The 15,840-nt window shown below is 68.8% G+C and carries 12 protein-coding genes; all 12 read left to right on the top strand.

Annotation, left to right across the window (positions count from 1 at the left end; genetic code table 11):
• The first annotated feature begins 96 nt into the window (after window positions 1–96).
• The 12 genes from BLQ10_RS08540 to BLQ10_RS08485 all read left to right on the top strand — a co-directional run bounded on the left by BLQ10_RS08540 (window position 97) and on the right by BLQ10_RS08485 (window position 15,515).
• Window positions 97–1,524: a sensor histidine kinase gene (locus tag BLQ10_RS08540; RefSeq protein WP_091560708.1), complete on the top strand. Its 1,428-nt coding sequence runs from the start codon at window positions 97–99 to the stop codon at window positions 1,522–1,524.
• Window positions 1,521–2,177: a response regulator gene (locus BLQ10_RS08535; RefSeq protein WP_091560706.1), complete on the top strand. Its 657-nt coding sequence runs from the start codon at window positions 1,521–1,523 to the stop codon at window positions 2,175–2,177. Before BLQ10_RS08540 ends, BLQ10_RS08535 begins: the two co-directional genes overlap by 4 nt.
• 46 nt (window positions 2,178–2,223) lie before the next feature.
• Complete coding sequence (locus BLQ10_RS08530) at window positions 2,224–4,236, top strand: penicillin-binding transpeptidase domain-containing protein (RefSeq protein ID WP_091560704.1); 2,013 nt, start codon at window positions 2,224–2,226, stop codon at window positions 4,234–4,236.
• Between the two features lie 42 nt (window positions 4,237–4,278).
• Entirely contained in the window at window positions 4,279–5,961 is a 1,683-nt protein-coding gene (locus BLQ10_RS08525) for an ABC-F family ATP-binding cassette domain-containing protein (protein ID WP_091560702.1), read from the top strand.
• A 120-nt stretch (window positions 5,962–6,081) separates the two neighbouring features.
• Entirely contained in the window at window positions 6,082–6,855 is a 774-nt protein-coding gene (locus BLQ10_RS08520; protein ID WP_091560699.1) for a DeoR/GlpR family DNA-binding transcription regulator, read from the top strand.
• Window positions 6,852–8,039, top strand: a complete 1,188-nt coding sequence (locus BLQ10_RS08515) for an MFS transporter (protein WP_091560696.1) — start codon at window positions 6,852–6,854, stop codon at window positions 8,037–8,039. Before BLQ10_RS08520 ends, BLQ10_RS08515 begins: the two co-directional genes overlap by 4 nt.
• Window positions 8,040–8,093: 54 nt before the next feature.
• Window positions 8,094–9,590 (top strand): bifunctional phosphatase PAP2/diacylglycerol kinase family protein, encoded by a 1,497-nt coding sequence (locus BLQ10_RS08510; RefSeq protein ID WP_091560693.1) that lies wholly within the window; start codon window positions 8,094–8,096, stop codon window positions 9,588–9,590.
• A 180-nt stretch (window positions 9,591–9,770) separates the two neighbouring features.
• Window positions 9,771–10,712, top strand: a complete 942-nt coding sequence (locus BLQ10_RS08505; protein WP_091560690.1) for an ABC transporter ATP-binding protein — start codon at window positions 9,771–9,773, stop codon at window positions 10,710–10,712.
• A gap of 3 nt (window positions 10,713–10,715) precedes the next feature.
• A complete protein-coding gene (locus tag BLQ10_RS08500; protein ID WP_091560687.1) occupies window positions 10,716–11,606 on the top strand; it encodes an ABC transporter permease in 891 nt (296 codons plus the stop codon).
• Between the two features lie 35 nt (window positions 11,607–11,641).
• Entirely contained in the window at window positions 11,642–13,015 is a 1,374-nt protein-coding gene (locus tag BLQ10_RS08495) for a sensor histidine kinase (RefSeq protein ID WP_091560685.1), read from the top strand.
• The gene (locus BLQ10_RS08490) at window positions 12,975–13,742 is read left to right on the top strand and encodes a response regulator (protein WP_091560683.1); all 768 of its coding nucleotides are present in this window, start codon (window positions 12,975–12,977) and stop codon (window positions 13,740–13,742) included. Before BLQ10_RS08495 ends, BLQ10_RS08490 begins: the two co-directional genes overlap by 41 nt.
• A gap of 285 nt (window positions 13,743–14,027) precedes the next feature.
• Entirely contained in the window at window positions 14,028–15,515 is a 1,488-nt protein-coding gene (locus BLQ10_RS08485; RefSeq protein WP_091560681.1) for an amino acid permease, read from the top strand.
• The last annotated feature ends 325 nt before the right edge of the window (window positions 15,516–15,840 follow it).

Genomic DNA, 15,840 nt, shown 5'->3' with positions numbered 1-15,840 from the left:
TGCGCGGATGGCCCGGCGGTCAACCAAAAGGTTGATTCCGCCGGTGGCGGGCCGTTTTCCGCAGGAGCCCTGCCCTGCCGGCACTACGCTGGAAGCATGGAGGGCAACGCCGGCAACGCCGGCAACACGGTCCACGGCACACGGCACGAGGGCACGCCGCATGGCGGCGCTCCGCATGCGGGCGCGGAGTCCACCGGGGCGGCCGTCATTCTGCGCGTCCTTCGCGTGAGCCTTCACGTCGGCTTCGCGGTACTGCTCCTGGTGGCGCTGGTCCGGCTCCTGGCTGGCGGAATCGCGGGCCAGGGCTGGGCCACCCTGCTGCTGGCACTGCTGCTCGCCGCCTTCTACCTCGTAGGCACCGTCCTGGAGAAACGGCACGCAGCCCACCGGACCCGGTTCGATCCGCGGCCCTACTCGGCCTGGTGGCTGGGCGGCGTCAGCGTCCTGTGGCTGCTGCTGATCTGGACCAGCGCCGACTTCGTCTGGCTGGCCTTCCCGCTGTTCTTCCTGCAGTTGCACGTGCTCCGGCGCCGGCTGGCGCTGCCGGCAATCGCACTCAGCACCCTTTTTGTCGTTGGGGCGCTCTGGTTCCACAACGGCGGTATTGCACCGTCGGAGCAGGCCAGTGCGGATCCGGCCAGCTTGGCGCCGCAGCTGCCCATGGTGCTCGGGCCCGCGTTCGGCGCAGCCTTCGCTGTGGTCACGGGGCTGGCCTACCGGGCGCTGTTCCTGGAGGCGGAAAACCAGCGGCTGGCGGCCGAGGAACTCCGTCGCACCCGTGCTGAACTCGCGCGAACCCAGCACGATGCCGGTACCCTGGCCGAGCGCACCCGGCTGGCCCGCGAAATCCATGACACCCTCGCCCAGGGCCTGTCCAGCATTGTGCTGATGGGGCGCGCAGCAGAGAAGGCCCTGGACGACGGCGAACCCGCCGTCGCACGGGAAAGGCTCCGCATTGTCCGGGACACGGCCGCCGCCAATCTTGCAGAGGCCCGCAACTTCGTCCGGGCCCTCCAGTCCCCCGATCTCGAGGACGGCTCCCTCGTGGCCGGCCTCCTCCGGCTGTGTGAAAAGACCGAAGTGGAGACCGCCGCGCGGGGTACCGGGCTGCGCTGCCGCCTCGACGTCGAAGGTGTGCCCGTGGAACTCCCCGGCGCCCACCAGAGCGCCCTGCTCCGGGCCGCACAGGCCAGCCTGGCCAACGTCCGGGTCCATGCGCAGGCGAGCACCGCCGTCGTCACCCTGTCCTTCCTGGGCCCGGAAGTGGCCATGGACATCTACGACGACGGCACCGGGTTCGACCCCGCGGCCTTGCCGGCCCGTCCCGATGGTTCCGGCTATGGGCTGACGTCGCTGCGGGAACGCGTGGCCGCCCTCCACGGCCAGCTGGACATCGAGTCTGCCCCGGGTGAGGGAACCGTCGTGGCCATCCGGCTGCCACTGGGCGAAGCGCCCGGTACCGCGCCCGGTACCGCGCCCGGTTCCAACGCCGCGTCGGCGCAAGCCAGCGGGGACCGGCCATGAATAACATCCGGGTGTTCCTGGTGGACGACCACCCGGTGGTCCGGGCCGGGCTGCGGGCGATGCTGGGTGATCTGCAGGGCATCACCGTGGTGGCCGAGGCCGCCGACGGCAACGCCGCCCTCACCGGACTGGCCAAGCTCCATACCCTGGGCGAGCCCGCGGACGTGGTGCTCATGGACCTCCAGATGGGCGCGGGCATGGACGGCGTCACCGCCACCGGCCGGATCAAAGCCGGAGAGGCCGGGCAGCCGGCGCCCCCGGTGCTCATCCTCACCACCTATGACTCTGACGCCGACATCCTCGCCGCCGTCGAGGCCGGCGCCAGCGGCTATATGCTCAAGGACGCCCCGCCGGAGCAGATCCGCCAGGCGGTGCTCTCCGCCGCGGCCGGCGGGACGGCGCTGGCACCCGAGGTCGCCGCCAGGCTGATGGGCCGAATCAGGAATCCGGAGCCGGCCCTGTCCGCCCGCGAGATCCAGCTGCTCGAACTGCTGGCCACCGGGATGGGAAACCGGGCGATCGCGAAGCAGCTGTTCATTTCCGAGGCCACGGTCAAGACCCACCTGGTGCACATCTACGGCAAGCTCGGCGTCGACAACCGCACTGCCGCGATCGCCGTGGCCGCGCAGCGCAGGATCATCCGGCGGCCCTAGGCGGTGTGACAGGGGAGTTGTCCGTGGTCCGGGGCATAATAGCGCCATGGGGAACTCATCAAAACTTTCACTGGCCCTTGTGGGTCTTGTTCTTGGCGCCTCGCTGGTAGCCTGCGGCGACGGCCGGGCCGGTGCCGCCGACGCTGCCAAGCAGCTCGCCACCGCGGTGTCCGCGCTCGACGTCGGATCCGTCGGCTTTGACGGGAAGGACTCCGGCGCCGCCAACGACCAGCTCAAGGAAATCTTCAAGGGACTTGACCCGGACAAACCCGCCGTGCAGGCCGGAGAGCTGAAATTCGACGCGGACACGGCCACCGTTCCGCTCAACTACACCTGGAAAGTCGGCGCAGAGGAATGGAAATACACCGTTTCCGCGCAGCTGAAGAAGTCAGGCGACAAGTGGCTCACCGTGTGGAAACCGGCCATGCTGGTGCCAGACCTCGCTGACGGCGAGATCGTCACCCGGTCCACGGAAACCCCGCAGCGTGCCGCCATCCTGGGTGCAGGTGACGTCCCCCTGGTCACCTACCGGCCAGTGGTCAATGTCGGCGTCGACAAGCCTGCCCTCGGAGGTGCCGACGCAGCAGACTCGGCCACCAAGCTGGCCCAGCTGGTGGGCGTCGATCCGGCGGCCTACGCCAAGCAGGTCGCTGCGGCCGGTCCCGAGGCCTTCGTCCCCGCTATCACGCTGCGCGAGGACGGCAACCGGACCATTACGGACGCGCAGATTTCGGCGATTCCCGGCGGACGGGCCATCCCCGACTCTCTCCCCCTGGCGCCCACCCGCACGTTCGCGCGGGCCCTGCTGGGGACGGCCGCCGAGGCGAACGCCGAGCAGATCGAGAAGTCCGGCGGCGCCCTTAAGCCCGGCGACACCACCGGCACGGGCGGCCTCCAGCAGCAGTATGACGCCCAGCTGCGCGGAAGCGCCGGGATTGCGATCAGGGCCCAGAAAGCCGGCCTCACTGCCGAGGAGATCAAGGCGGCTGACCCGCGCAGGGTGCTGTTCCGGACCGAGATGAAGGCCGGGGCGCCCCTGAAGACCACTTTGGATCCGAAGCTGCAGCAACTGGCCGAGGATATCCTGGCCGACGTCGGCCCGGCATCGGCCATCGTGGCACTCCGGCCCTCCAGCGGTGCCGTCCTCGCGGCAGCCTCGGGACCGGGCAGCAACGGCTACGACACCGCCATGCTGGGCCAGTACGCTCCCGGATCGATCTTCAAGATGGTCGATTCCCTGGCCATGTTCCGTAACGGCATGACCCCCGATTCGAAGGTCGATTGCCCGCCAACCCTCACGGTGGACGGCCGCACCTTCAAGAACGCCGAGGGTTACCCTGAGTCCTCCCTTGGGTCCGTGACGCTGCGTGATGCCTTTGCCCACTCCTGCAACACGGCCTTCATCAATGCGCGCGACGGCGTCAGCCAGGCGCAGCTCGAATCAGCCGCCACCTCCCTCGGTGTCGCCGTCGAAGCATCCGCATTGGGGGCAGCCGCCTTCCTCGGCTCGGTCCCGGGCGAGGCCGCCGGCACCGAACACGCCGCCTCCATGATCGGCCAGGGCAAGGTGCTGTTGTCCCCGCTGGCCGCCGCCATCATGGCCGGTTCGGTCGCCAAGGGTGCCCCGGTCGCGGCCCGTCTCGTCTTGAACCCGAACGAGGGCGTCGCCGACCCGGCCGCCGGCGCTGAAAAACCCGGCACTGAGACTACCGGCTCGGCGCCGGTCCCGCCGTCCGGTGATGCGGCGGCGTCGGCCGCCCCTGCACCGGCCAAGGCCGCCGGGACGCCGGTCACGGCAGCCGAGGCGGCGTCGCTGAAGGACATGATGCGCGCCGTCGTGACCAGCGGGCACGCGGGGTTCCTGGCCTCCGTCCCCGGCGCGCCTGTCGGGGCAAAGACCGGCACGGCCGAGTTCGGCGACGACACCCCGCCCAAGACCCACGCCTGGATCGTGGCGACACACGGGGACCTGGCGGTCGCCGTCTTCGTCGAGGACGGCGGCCTTGGAGCCACCACGTCCGGGCCGCTGCTCAAGGAGTTCCTCACCCGGGCCGGCTGAGCCGGCGCCGCCGGCCGGGGAGCCCGTGGGAAGATTGAACGCGTGGCTCATATTGACGTTTCCGGCATCGACTACTTCCTCTCCGACGGCACCCAGCTGCTCAACGGGGTGACGTTCAAGGTCCCGGACGGCACCAAGACGGCGCTGATCGGGCCCAACGGCACCGGCAAGACGACGCTGTTCCGGATCATTTCCGGCGACCTCGTTGCAGATGAAGGCGTGATCGGCCGCTCCGGCAACATGGGGATCATGCGCCAGTTCGTGGGCCAGGTCCGGGATGACTCCACGGTCCGCGACCTCCTGGTCTCCGCGGCCCCGCCCGCGCTGGCCGCCGCCGCGCGCACCGTCAACGAGGCTGAACTCGCCATGCTGGAGCACGACGACGAGCCCACCCAGATGGCCTATGCGCAGGCCATCGTGGACTGGGGAGACGCCGGCGGCTACGACGTCGAAACGGTCTGGGACGAGGTCTGCATGGCCGCCCTGGGCCTGCCGTTCGACCGGGCGCAGCACCGCCCGGCGTCGAGCCTCTCCGGCGGCGAACAGAAGCGGCTGGTCCTCGAGGCCCTCTTCGCCGGCCCCGACGAACTGCTGCTGCTGGACGAGCCGGATAACTACCTCGACGTCCCGGGCAAGCGCTGGCTCGAGGCCAAGCTGAACGAGTCGAAGAAGACCGTATTCTTCATCAGCCACGACCGCGAACTGCTCAACAACGCCGCCGGCCGCATCGTCACGCTGGAACCGGGCATCAACGGCGCCGGCGCCTGGATCCACGGCGGCGGCTTCGGCTCCTACGTGGATGCCCGGGCCGACCGGAACGCGCGCTTCGAGGAGTTGCGCAAGCGCTGGGACGAGGAGCACGTAAAGCTCAAGGAACTCGTCAACATGTACAAGAACAAGGCCGCGTTCCGTTCCGACATGGCCAACCGCTACCACGCCGCGCAGACCAGGCTCGCGAAGTTCCTCGAGGCCGGTCCGCCCGAGGCGCTGCCGATCGAGCAGAACGTGCAGATGCGGCTCAAGGGCGGTCGCACCGCCAAGCGCGCGGTCGTGGCGGAGAAGTTGGAACTGACGGGCCTGATGAAGCCGTTCTCCACCGAGATCTGGTTTGGCGACCGGGTGGGCGTCCTTGGTTCCAACGGTTCGGGCAAGAGCCACTTCCTGCGCCTGCTCGCCACCGGCGGCACGGATCCGGAGCGGGAGCACCTGCCGGTGTCCGACGTCGAGATCGCGGAGGTGCCCCATGAGGGCACCGTGAAACTCGGCGCGCGGATCCGGCCCGGCTTTTTCGCCCAGACCCACGTCCGGCCCGACCTGCTGGGTAAGACGCTGCTCGAAATCCTGCACCGCGGCGACGAGCACCGCTCCGGGATGGGCCGCGAAGCCGCCGCCGGTGCGCTGGACGGCTACGGGCTGGCGGCGCAGTCCGAGCAGAAGTACGAATCCCTCTCCGGCGGCCAGCAGGCCCGGTTCCAGATCCTGCTGCTGCAGCTCTCCGGCGCGACGCTGCTGCTGCTCGACGAGCCCACCGACAACCTGGACCTGCACTCGGCCGAGGCCCTGGAACGGGCGATCGACCACTTCGAAGGCACCGTCCTGGCAGTCACCCATGACCGCTGGTTCGCCCGCACTTTTGACCGCTTCCTGGTCTTCGGCTCCGACGGCAGGGTCTACGAGTCGGCCGAACCGGTCTGGGACGAAAAGCGCGTCCAACGCGCCCGCTAAGCCGACACGGGCTCATGCAGCGCCGGTTCCGCTGGAATACAGGGGCGCTGAGTGAGCGCGCTTGGCTGTAAGAGCCGCGCAACAAATGATTAAATGATCACAAGCCGTTAGCATTTGAGCATGAACACTGATGAGCGGCACCGGCTGATCGGAAGACTGCTTCGCAACCGGGACCAGGTGACGGTGGACGACCTGATGGCCGCCTGCGGCGCCTCCGGTGCCACCATCCGGCGGGATCTCGACACCCTGGCCCTGCACGGTGTGCTGCGGAGGGTCCACGGCGGAGCCAAGAGCCTGGTTTTCGGCGGTGAAAACCCGCAATACGGACAGCGCGAGCTGGAGGACCACACCGCCAAGGTGCGGATCGCCGCCGGTGTGGCCGCCCTGCTCCAGGACCGGGGACACCTCTGGCTGGACAGCGGCACCACCGCCACGGAGATCGCCCGCCAGTTGCGCCAACGCGAGATGACGATCATGCCAATGTCGTTGCGGGCCGTCACCGCGCTGTCCCTGGACGATGTGCCTGCCGGGCGCCGCCCCGAACTCCTGATGCCGGGCGGCAGCCTCGTCCCCGGTGAACTGTCCTTCCGCGGGCCCATGACGGAAGCCAACATCCGCTCGCTGCGCTTCGACGCCGCCGTGGTCACGCCCTGCGCCGTGAACCTCAGGGACGGGCTGTTGGCTCACGACCTCGACGACGCCGCAGTCAAGCGCGCCGGCCTGGAATCCGCGGCCCGGGTGATCGTCGCCTGTGCCCGATCCAAATGGAACGCCAGCGCCGTCGCCCTCGTCGCATCCTTGGACGCCGTGGATGCCATCGTGACCGACCGGCAGTTCAGCCGTGAAGAACTTGGCCAACTCGCACAACACTCGGTGGAAGCAGTGATCGTATGACCAGTACCGCAACCGTCCCGCAACTGAAGGCTGCCGCGGGGGCGACTTTCCTTGTCTTCGGGATCAACGGATTAGTCTTCGCCAGTTGGGCAGCCCGCATCCCGGCGGTGACGGAGATCCTGCACATCACCGCGGGCCAGATGGGAACCTTGCTGCTGTGCCTGGCGGTCGGCTCGCTGATCGCCCTGCCCACGGCCGGGTTCGTCGTCGGCCGGATCGGCACCGCCAACACCGTCCGGGGTGCCGGCCTGGTGGCCGCGGCGGCCGGCGTCGGCGTCGCGCTGTCCCTGATGGCGGCCTCCGTCCCGGGGACTGCGATTGCCCTATTCTTCTTCGGGATCGGCGTCGGGCTCTGGGACGTTTCGCAGAACATCGAAGGTGCCGACGTCGAACACCGGCTCGGCCGGACCATCATGCCGCAGTTCCACGCGGCCTTCAGCGGCGGCGCGTTCGTCGGCGCCCTCATCGGCGCCGGACTGTCCACCCTGGGGGTCGGGCTCCCGGCGCACCTTCTGGTCATAGCCGCCGTCGTCGCCGTCCTGACCACGGTGGCCCCGCGGTATTTCCTGCCCCATCTGCCCGCCGAGGCGCCCGCCGCCGGGGACACGGACCAAGGCAAGGGCGGTTTGGCCTGGCGGGATGGCCGCACGCTGCTGATCGGCGTGGTGGTTCTCGGCGCCACCCTGACTGAAGGCGCCGGCAACGACTGGATTGCCAAGGCTGCGGTTGACGGCCTGGGCGCTGAACAATCCACGGGCGCGCTGCTGTTCGCCGCTTTTGTGCTGGCAATGACCGCCATGCGCTTTTTCGGCGGCCGCGCGATCGACGTCTATGGCCGCGTGGGCGTGCTCCGTGCCAGCATGGCCGCAGCAGCCGCGGGCCTCTGCCTCTTCGTGTTCGCAGGAACCATCTGGCTGGCCGCTGCCGGTGCCGTGCTCTGGGGCGTGGGCGCCGCTCTGGCATTTCCGATCGGGATGTCCGCCGCGGCGGATGACCCCAGGAAGGCCGCCGCCCGGGTGGCCGTCGTGTCCACGCTGGGCTACATTGCCTTCCTCGCCGGGCCGCCGCTGCTGGGCTACCTGGGCGATGCCACCGGTATCAGGACCGCCCTGCTGGCGATCGGGATTCCTATTCTGGTGGCCCTTGTGCTCGCCGGAGCCGCGAAGCCCTTGCCCTCGAGGTAGGTGCCCCGCCGAGACCGGCCTTCGGCTGGGCGTATCCGGCAGTATGGTGGTCAAATGCGATCCATGCTGAGGAAGGCCCCCGGCCGCCTGTCGAAATTCGACCGCAAACTCGTGCGCCGCGTCTCCAATCTGCCGGGCGGAGGCCATGACGAGTTCTTCCGCCGCCTGTCCGCTGCCGCCAACAAAGGCAAACTCTGGTTCGGCGTTGCCGGGGCCATGGCCCTGGTGTCCGGAAAGACGCGCCGGGCAGCGGTACATGGGCTCATCGCGCAGGGCGTGGCATCGGCGGTCACGAACCTCGTGTTCAAGACCCTGCTGCCCCGGACGCGCCCCCTGCCCGAACACCTTCCGGCCTTCCGCTTCGTCAACCCGCAACCGACGAGTTCGTCGATGCCGTCGGGCCATTCGGCCTCCGCGGTGGCCTTCGCGCTCGGAGTCGGCATGGTCCGCCCGGCGCTGGGTGCTGCGCTGGCCCCCGTCGCAGCCGGGGTGGCCTACTCCCGGGTCCACACCGGGGCCCACTGGCCCTCGGATGTGCTGTTCGGTTCCGCGATCGGCGCCGGCGCGGCCATGGTGACGCGGAAGTGGTGGCCCGTCCGGCCGCCGTTCCCGGAAACCCGCCGCGGCGTCGTCCGGGCCGCGGAACTCCCGGAGGGTCAGGGGCTCGGCATCGCGGTCAACACCCTCGGCGGGTCCTATGCCGACGAGACAGTTGACGCCCTGCAAAAAACATTCCCCAAAGCGTATATAAAGAAAATCGGGCACGACGGGGCCGTCGACGCAGGCATCGCCCGGGTCGCAACACAGCCGGGCATCGCGGCCCTGGGCGTCTGGGGCGGTGACGGAACCGTGGGCGCCGCGGCGGCCGCCGCCGTCGAACGTTCCCTCCCGCTGCTGGTGCTCCCCGGCGGAACGCTCAACCACTTCGCCCGCGACGCCGGGACGCCCACCCTGGTGGCGGCGGTCCAGGCGGCCTCCCACGGCGAGGCCGCAGTGGCCGACGTCGGCCACGTGAGCGTCGAACGTGGGCTCCCCGACAGTCCGGAGCACCTCGAACTGATAATGCTCAACACGGCCAGCATCGGTCTCTACCCGAACCTGGTCCGCCGGCGCGAACAGCTCCAGCCAGCACTGGGCAAACCCCTGGCCGGAGTGGTGGCCATGTTCCGGACCTTCGCGGCCGGCACCCCCACCACCCTGATCGTCAACGGCGTGCGGCATCGGCTGTGGATCCTGTACATCGGCCGCGGCCGCTACTACCCCCGCGACCACGCACCGCTGGTGCGCCCCGTGCTGGCGGACGGGGTCCTGGACCTGCGGATGATCACTGCCGATGAGCCGTTCGCCCGGCTGCGGCTGCTCTGGGCCGTGCTCACGGGCACCGTGGGCACGTCCGGGATCACCCATCTGAGCGAAACGGACCGGATCACGGTGGAACCCGGCGACGGGCCCATGGTCCTCGCCGTCGACGGAGAGGTCATGCCCGGGGTGCGGAGCGTGGAGTTCACGGTCCGCCGCGACGCCCTGACCTATTACTCGCCGCTCGGCTAAGCCCGCCCGCCCCCAGATCCGCGGCGGGCAGGAGTGTCATCCTCCCGGACTACCCTGATTCGCCCCTGAATCATCCCTGAGACCGGCGAAATACGCCCACGGCCTCGGTAGCGTGGTGTGCAGACGGGCCCGTGACTGCGGTGCCCCGGACCATCTCCCGCTACGCAAAGGAACGCTTCCATGATCGAAGCACGAGGCCTGACCAAGGTTTACGGCGACAAGACCGCCGTCGCCGGCGTCAACTTCACCGTCGAGGCCGGCCGGGTGACCGGCTTCCTGGGTCCGAACGGGGCCGGAAAATCCACCACCATGCGCATGATCATGGGGCTGGACCGGCCGACGTCGGGCTCAGTGACCGTCAACGGGTCGCCGCTGACCGGGCACACCGCCCCGCTGCGCGACGTCGGCGCACTGCTCGACGCCAAGGCCGTCCACACGAGCCGCTCCGCCTACAACCACCTGCTGGCCATGGCCGCGACCCACAGCATCCCCAAGAAACGGGTCCACGAAGTCATTGAGATGACCGGGCTGGCCGAGGTGGCCAGGAAGAAGGTCGGCGGCTTCTCACTGGGCATGGGCCAGCGGCTGGGCATCGCCGCCGCACTCCTCGGCAACCCGCAGACCGTCATCCTGGACGAGCCCGTCAACGGTCTCGACCCGGAAGGAGTGGTGTGGGTCCGCAACCTGGTGAAGTATCTGGCCTCCGAGGGGCGCACGGTCTTCCTCTCCAGCCACCTCATGAGCGAAATGGCCGTCACGGCGGACCACCTGATCGTGATCGGCCGCGGGAAGATCATTGCAGACGCCCCGATCCAGGAAATCATCACCGGCAAGGGCCAGGGCCGCACCCGGGTCCGCACAGACCAGCCGGACCGGCTCATGCAGCTGCTGGCCGGAACCGGCGTCTCGGTGGAGGTCCAGGAGCGCGAGCTCCTCGAAGTCTCAGGCCTGGAGCCGCGGCAGATCGCCACCGCAGCGCTGGAGAACCACGTCATGATCTACGAACTCACCCCGCTGCAGGCCAGCCTCGAGGAGGCCTACATGGAACTGACCAAGGATGAGGTCGAATACCACTCGCTGATCACCACGGGCGCCGTTCCCGTCGAAGCCGGAGGCAACTAAGCCATGAGCTCCACAACCGTTGAATCCACGCCATCGCCCCGCGGCGCCGATACCCGTGCGCAGCTCTCCGGAAGCGGCAGCAGTTCCGGCCCCGGCCCCAGCTTCCCGCGGGTCCTAAACTCCGAATTCATCAAGTTCCGCACCCTGCTCTCCACGCTGATCCTGCTCGGCTCCACCGTGGTGGTCATGGTGGGGTTCGGGGCGCTTTCGGCCTGGGGGACGGGACAGTTCTCCGAAGCCGCGGCCCAGGACCCGGAGGCGGGCGCCAGGTTCGCGGCGCAGGGCGGTGACCTCGCCGTCGGCGTACCTACTTCCGGCATCGCGTTTGCCCAGCTGATCCTGGGCTCCCTCGGAGTGCTGCTGATGAGCTCGGAGTTCACCACGGGCATGGCCCGGTCCACGTTCGCGGCGGTGCCCAAACGCATCCCTGCGTTCGCGGCCAAGCTCGTGGTGGTGGTGCTGACCTCCTTCGTCATCACCGCCGCCTCCACCGTGGTGGCCGGGTTCGTGTCGGTGCCCATCCTGGATAACTACGGCCTCGGCCTGGACCTGGGCAGCTCGCAGTCCGTCAAACTGCTCGTTGTCAACAGCCTCTACGTGGCAGCGGTCGCGGCGATCGGCATGGCGCTGGGTACGCTGATCCGCAACTCGGCAGGCGGCATCATGAGCCTGGTTGGCCTGTTCTTCGTGGCGCCCATCGCGTTCCAGCTGATTCCGGGCGACTTCTTCGTGGAGGCCCGCAAGTACCTGCCCGGCAACACCGTGGATCCCCTGACCGCCGTGGAGCACGTCCCGGACACCCTGGAAGCCTGGCAGGCCGGCCTTGTGCTGGGCGCCTGGGTTGTGGTCCCGGTGCTCCTGGCCGCCATCCTGCTCAAGAAGCGGGACGTCTAGCCCGGGCCCGCAAGCCCAGCGTCTAGGCTCAGAGCATGATCGATGCAGTACCTGTGAGGGACGCGTCGGCCGGTCCGGCCGATGCGTCCCTCGCCGAACTCACCGCCCGTCGCCGCGGCCGGCTCCGGCGCTACCTGCTGGCCAATCCGCGGGTCATGGATGTCCTGGTGGTGCTCTGCTACCTGGTCCTGGTCACGCCGACGGCGGTCGAGTCGATCATGCACGGCGACTGGCCGGTGGCGGTACTGCTCGCGGCGGCCGCGCCCGTCCTGCTCTTCCGACGGGCCTATCCGGTGCAGGTGGCGGTGGCCGTGGGGGCACTGGAACTGGCCGTCACCTTCCTGCATCCTTGGGGATCCAATGTCTCCGCAGGGCTCTGGTTTTCGCTGTACGCCGTCGCGGTCGTCCGCACGCGGCGGTTCGCCCTCGCCGCTTTGGCCCTGACCACAGCCCCGCTTCTGCTCCTGTACTTCCTGCTGGCCGTGGGGCCTCTGGACGGGCGGCTCCCGGACATGGCGGTCCGCACGCCGGAGAATTTCCAGCTGCTCACGAGCATCGCGGCCGGCATCGGCATCACGCTCTCCAACGTGATCGCGACGGGGATCGGGATCTCCGTGCGGCAGCGGCGCGAGCACGAACACGAGATCGCCGCCTGGGCCGCCCGCGCCCAGCAGCTGGGCTCCGTCACGGAACGGAACCGGATCGCGCGCGAAATGCACGACGTCGTGGCGCACTCACTGACGGTCATGATCAGCCTGTCGGACGGCGCCGCCGTCGTGGTCAAAAAGGATCCGGCCCGCGCCGCCGGCGTCATGGCCGAACTTTCCCGGACGGGACGCACCGCGCTGGCCGACATGCGCCGCGTCCTTGGCGTGCTGCGCGAGGACGCCGCCACGGGACACGCCCCGCGCGAGCCGCTGGTGTCCGGAGGCAGCCTGGCCACACTGCTCGAGGGCTTCCGCACCGCGGGACTGCCGCTGCACTACACGCACACCGGCCCGTCCCTGCCCGGCGATGCGGCGTTCCAGCTGACCGTCTACAGGATTGTGCAGGAGTCGCTGACCAATGTGCTGCGCTATGGCCGTGCGCTCAGCCGCGTGGACGTCAGCATTGTCCGCAACGGTTCGCGCGTCAGCATTGAAGTGGTCGACGACGGCAGGGGCAAAGTTGATTCCGGCAGTGCCGGGGCCGCCGCGCAGGCCGACTCACTGGACACCGTCGGGACCGGGCACGGAATCGCCGGGATGCGGGAGCGGGCCAGGATCTACGCAGGCACCGTGCACGCCGGGCGCACGGGTGAGCGCGGCTGGCGCGTGCACGCGGAACTGAACTGCAATGGCGAGAATGCCACGGATACAGGGGGGAACAATGCTCGACAACGGACCGGTACGCGTCCTGCTGGTGGATGACCAGCCGCTGCTTCGGATGGGCTTCCGGCTCATCCTGGAAGGTGAAGACGATTTGTGCATCGTGGGCGAGGCGTCCAATGGTGCCGAAGCGGTCCGCCACGTCCGGGAACTCGCGCCCGACGTCGTCCTGATGGATGTGCGGATGCCGATGCTGGACGGGATCGAGGCCACCCGGGCCATCGCGGCCTCGGGTTCGGACGCCAAGATCATCATCCTGACCACCTTTGACCTCGATGAATACGCCTTTGCCGGGCTGCGGGCCGGGGCCTCGGCCTTTCTGCTCAAGGACGTGGCGCCGGCGGAACTGATCAGCGCGGTGCGGGTGGTGGCCAGCGGCGACGCCGTCGTGGCCCCGCGCGTTACCCAGCGGCTGCTGGAGACCTATGTCCGCGGCGCCGGAGCCGGCATGGATCCTGCCGCAATGGACGGCGGCGACGGCGGACAGCGCGCCGGGGCGGACGGCGGCGGCCAGCCGGCCGGCAGCCCGGCACGCCCGGCGAGGGATCCGTTGCTGGAGGACCTAACCCCCCGCGAAAACGAGATGCTCGGGGCGATGGCGGAGGGGCTCTCCAACGCCGAAATCGCGCACAGGTACTTCCTGTCCGAGGCCACAGTCAAGACACACGTGCGCCGGATCCTGACCAAGCTCCATCTCCGCGACCGGGTCCAGGCCGTCGTATACGCGTACGAGACCGGCCTCGTGGTGCCGAGCAACACGGACTACTGACGGGAGCGGCCCGCCGGCCGGGAGAGTCTGCTACGGGCGGGTAGTACCTGAAGCAGTGGTTTCACACACATTGCCGAATTGCCTAGGGGGCAACTTTGGTTGCCTCTAAGGCTCTCCTGTTGGGAGATGGCCCGGTCCTGTCGGGCGTCATTTGTGGGACTGCACAAGACGGAGCTCATGCCGCGCGGTCTAGTGTGAAACGACATTGTGGTCCGCCGCACAGCATGGATTCGATTCCGTGCCGGCAAAGAGCGGGCCTGAACCCCCACGAAGGACGGCGCTTCCATGCACGCTGACCAGCAGCTCTCAAAATCCCTGAAACCCAGGCATCTGTCCATGATTGCCATCGCCGGCGTGATCGGTGCCGGACTGTTTGTCGGTTCGGGTGCGGCGATCCAGCAGGCCGGCCCGGGCATTCTGGTTGCCTACGCCGCGGCGGGACTCGTCGTCATCCTCGTCATGCGGATGCTGGGGGAGATGGCCGCGGCCAACCCGGAAACCGGCTCATTCTCCACCTACGCCGACAAGGCCCTGGGCCGCTGGGCCGGGTTCAGCATCGGCTGGCTCTACGCATGGTTCTGGATCATTGTCCTCGGCATCGAGGCCACGGCCGGGGCCGCGATCATGCACCGCTGGGTCCCCGGCATTGACCAGTGGGTGTGGGCTCTTGCCCTCATGGTGCTGCTGACGCTGACCAACCTCGGGTCGGTGAAGTCGTACGGCGAGTTCGAGTTCTGGTTCGCTTCCATCAAGGTGGCGGCAATCGTGCTCTTCCTGCTCTTCGGCGCTGCCGCGATCCTCGGCCTCGTCCCCGGCGTTCCGGCGCCCGGTCTGGACAACCTGATCGGCAACGGCGGGTTCATGCCCAACGGTCCCGGCGCCGTCCTGGCCGGCATCCTCGTGGTCGTGTTCTCCTTCTTCGGGGCGGAAATCGCCACCATCGCCGCCGGCGAGTCCGAAAACCCGGTCGACGCCGTCAAGAAGGCCGTGAAGTCCACCGTCTGGCGCATCCTCGTCTTCTACATCGGCTCCATCGCCATTGTGGTCACCCTGCTGCCCTGGAACTCCGCCTCCGTCGCCAAGAGCCCCTACGTTGCGGTCATCGAGCTGTTCGGCATCCCCGGCGCCGGAACCATCATGGACATTGTGGTGCTGACCTCGGTGCTCTCCTGCCTGAACTCGGGCCTCTACACGGCCAGCCGCATGCTGTTCTCGCTGTCCCGCCGCGGCGACGCCCCCAAGTCATGGACGCGAATTTCCAAGCACGGCGTGCCCGCGGCCGCGGTGCTGGCCTCCACGGTGGTCGGCTTCATCACCGTTGGCCTGAACTACATCGCCCCGGACACGGTCTTCCTCTTCCTGGTCAACACCTCCGGTGCCATCGCGCTGTTCGTGTGGCTCGTGATCGCCTCCTCCCAGCTGATCCTGCGCCGCCGAATGGGCGCCGCCGCCAAGGACCTCCAGCTGAAAATGTGGCTGTTCCCGTACCTGACCTGGGTGTCCATCGTCAGCATTGTGGCCCTGCTGATCGGGATGGTGATCCTGGAATCCACGCGGGAATCGCTCCTGCTCTCGCTGGCTCTCGCCGCCGTCGTGGTGGGGATCGGCGTCTTCCGCTACCGCAGCAACGGCTCCAAGGCCACGGTTCCCGCAGCAGATGCTCTTGCCGGGGCCGCCGGGGCTCCTGCCGAGGACGCCGCGGTGGTTGACGCCAAGGCTCCTGCCGCCGCTCCTGCCGAGGACGCCGTGATGGGCGCGCGCCCGGTGTCGTAGGTCCGGGGCGGTTCAGGGCCGGCCCAGGTTCGGGTCACGGGTACGCCGGGCGCAGGTCACCCGGTCTCCGGCCCCCCACACCACCGGACATGCCCTCCCCCGGCGCCCACGAGTGGACATAGCGGCATTATGTCCATCCTTTGGCCCGGGGGCTGGGCATGTCCCTGGGGATCGGGGGACATGCCCATTCCCGTGTGCGGATACGTGGGCATGTCCGGAGCAACGGGGACATGTCCACGTCGTCGCTGCAGCCGGAGAGCACCTTTCGAGGATTGAACTCCGGACATGCCCTCCCCGAACGCCCAAGAGTGGACATAGCGCCAAC

The sequence above is a fragment of the Arthrobacter sp. ok362 genome (genome assembly GCF_900102785.1).
Taxonomy (GTDB): Bacteria; Actinomycetota; Actinomycetes; order Actinomycetales; family Micrococcaceae; genus Arthrobacter.
This window is presented reverse-complemented; position numbering and strand designations above follow the sequence as displayed.

What these genes read in the sequence shown, in the direction of transcription:
- BLQ10_RS08540 (WP_091560708.1), top strand. Translation starts at nt 97, where the DNA reads ATGGAGGGCAACGCCGGCAACGCCGGCAACACGGTCCACGGCACACGG.
- BLQ10_RS08535 (WP_091560706.1), top strand. Translation starts at nt 1,521, where the DNA reads ATGAATAACATCCGGGTGTTCCTGGTGGACGACCACCCGGTGGTCCGG.
- BLQ10_RS08530 (WP_091560704.1), top strand. Translation starts at nt 2,224, where the DNA reads ATGGGGAACTCATCAAAACTTTCACTGGCCCTTGTGGGTCTTGTTCTT.
- BLQ10_RS08520 (WP_091560699.1), top strand. Translation starts at nt 6,082, where the DNA reads ATGAACACTGATGAGCGGCACCGGCTGATCGGAAGACTGCTTCGCAAC.
- BLQ10_RS08515 (WP_091560696.1), top strand. Translation starts at nt 6,852, where the DNA reads ATGACCAGTACCGCAACCGTCCCGCAACTGAAGGCTGCCGCGGGGGCG.
- BLQ10_RS08510 (WP_091560693.1), top strand. Translation starts at nt 8,094, where the DNA reads ATGCGATCCATGCTGAGGAAGGCCCCCGGCCGCCTGTCGAAATTCGAC.
- BLQ10_RS08505 (WP_091560690.1), top strand. Translation starts at nt 9,771, where the DNA reads ATGATCGAAGCACGAGGCCTGACCAAGGTTTACGGCGACAAGACCGCC.
- BLQ10_RS08500 (WP_091560687.1), top strand. Translation starts at nt 10,716, where the DNA reads ATGAGCTCCACAACCGTTGAATCCACGCCATCGCCCCGCGGCGCCGAT.
- BLQ10_RS08495 (WP_091560685.1), top strand. Translation starts at nt 11,642, where the DNA reads ATGATCGATGCAGTACCTGTGAGGGACGCGTCGGCCGGTCCGGCCGAT.
- BLQ10_RS08490 (WP_091560683.1), top strand. Translation starts at nt 12,975, where the DNA reads ATGCTCGACAACGGACCGGTACGCGTCCTGCTGGTGGATGACCAGCCG.
- BLQ10_RS08485 (WP_091560681.1), top strand. Translation starts at nt 14,028, where the DNA reads ATGCACGCTGACCAGCAGCTCTCAAAATCCCTGAAACCCAGGCATCTG.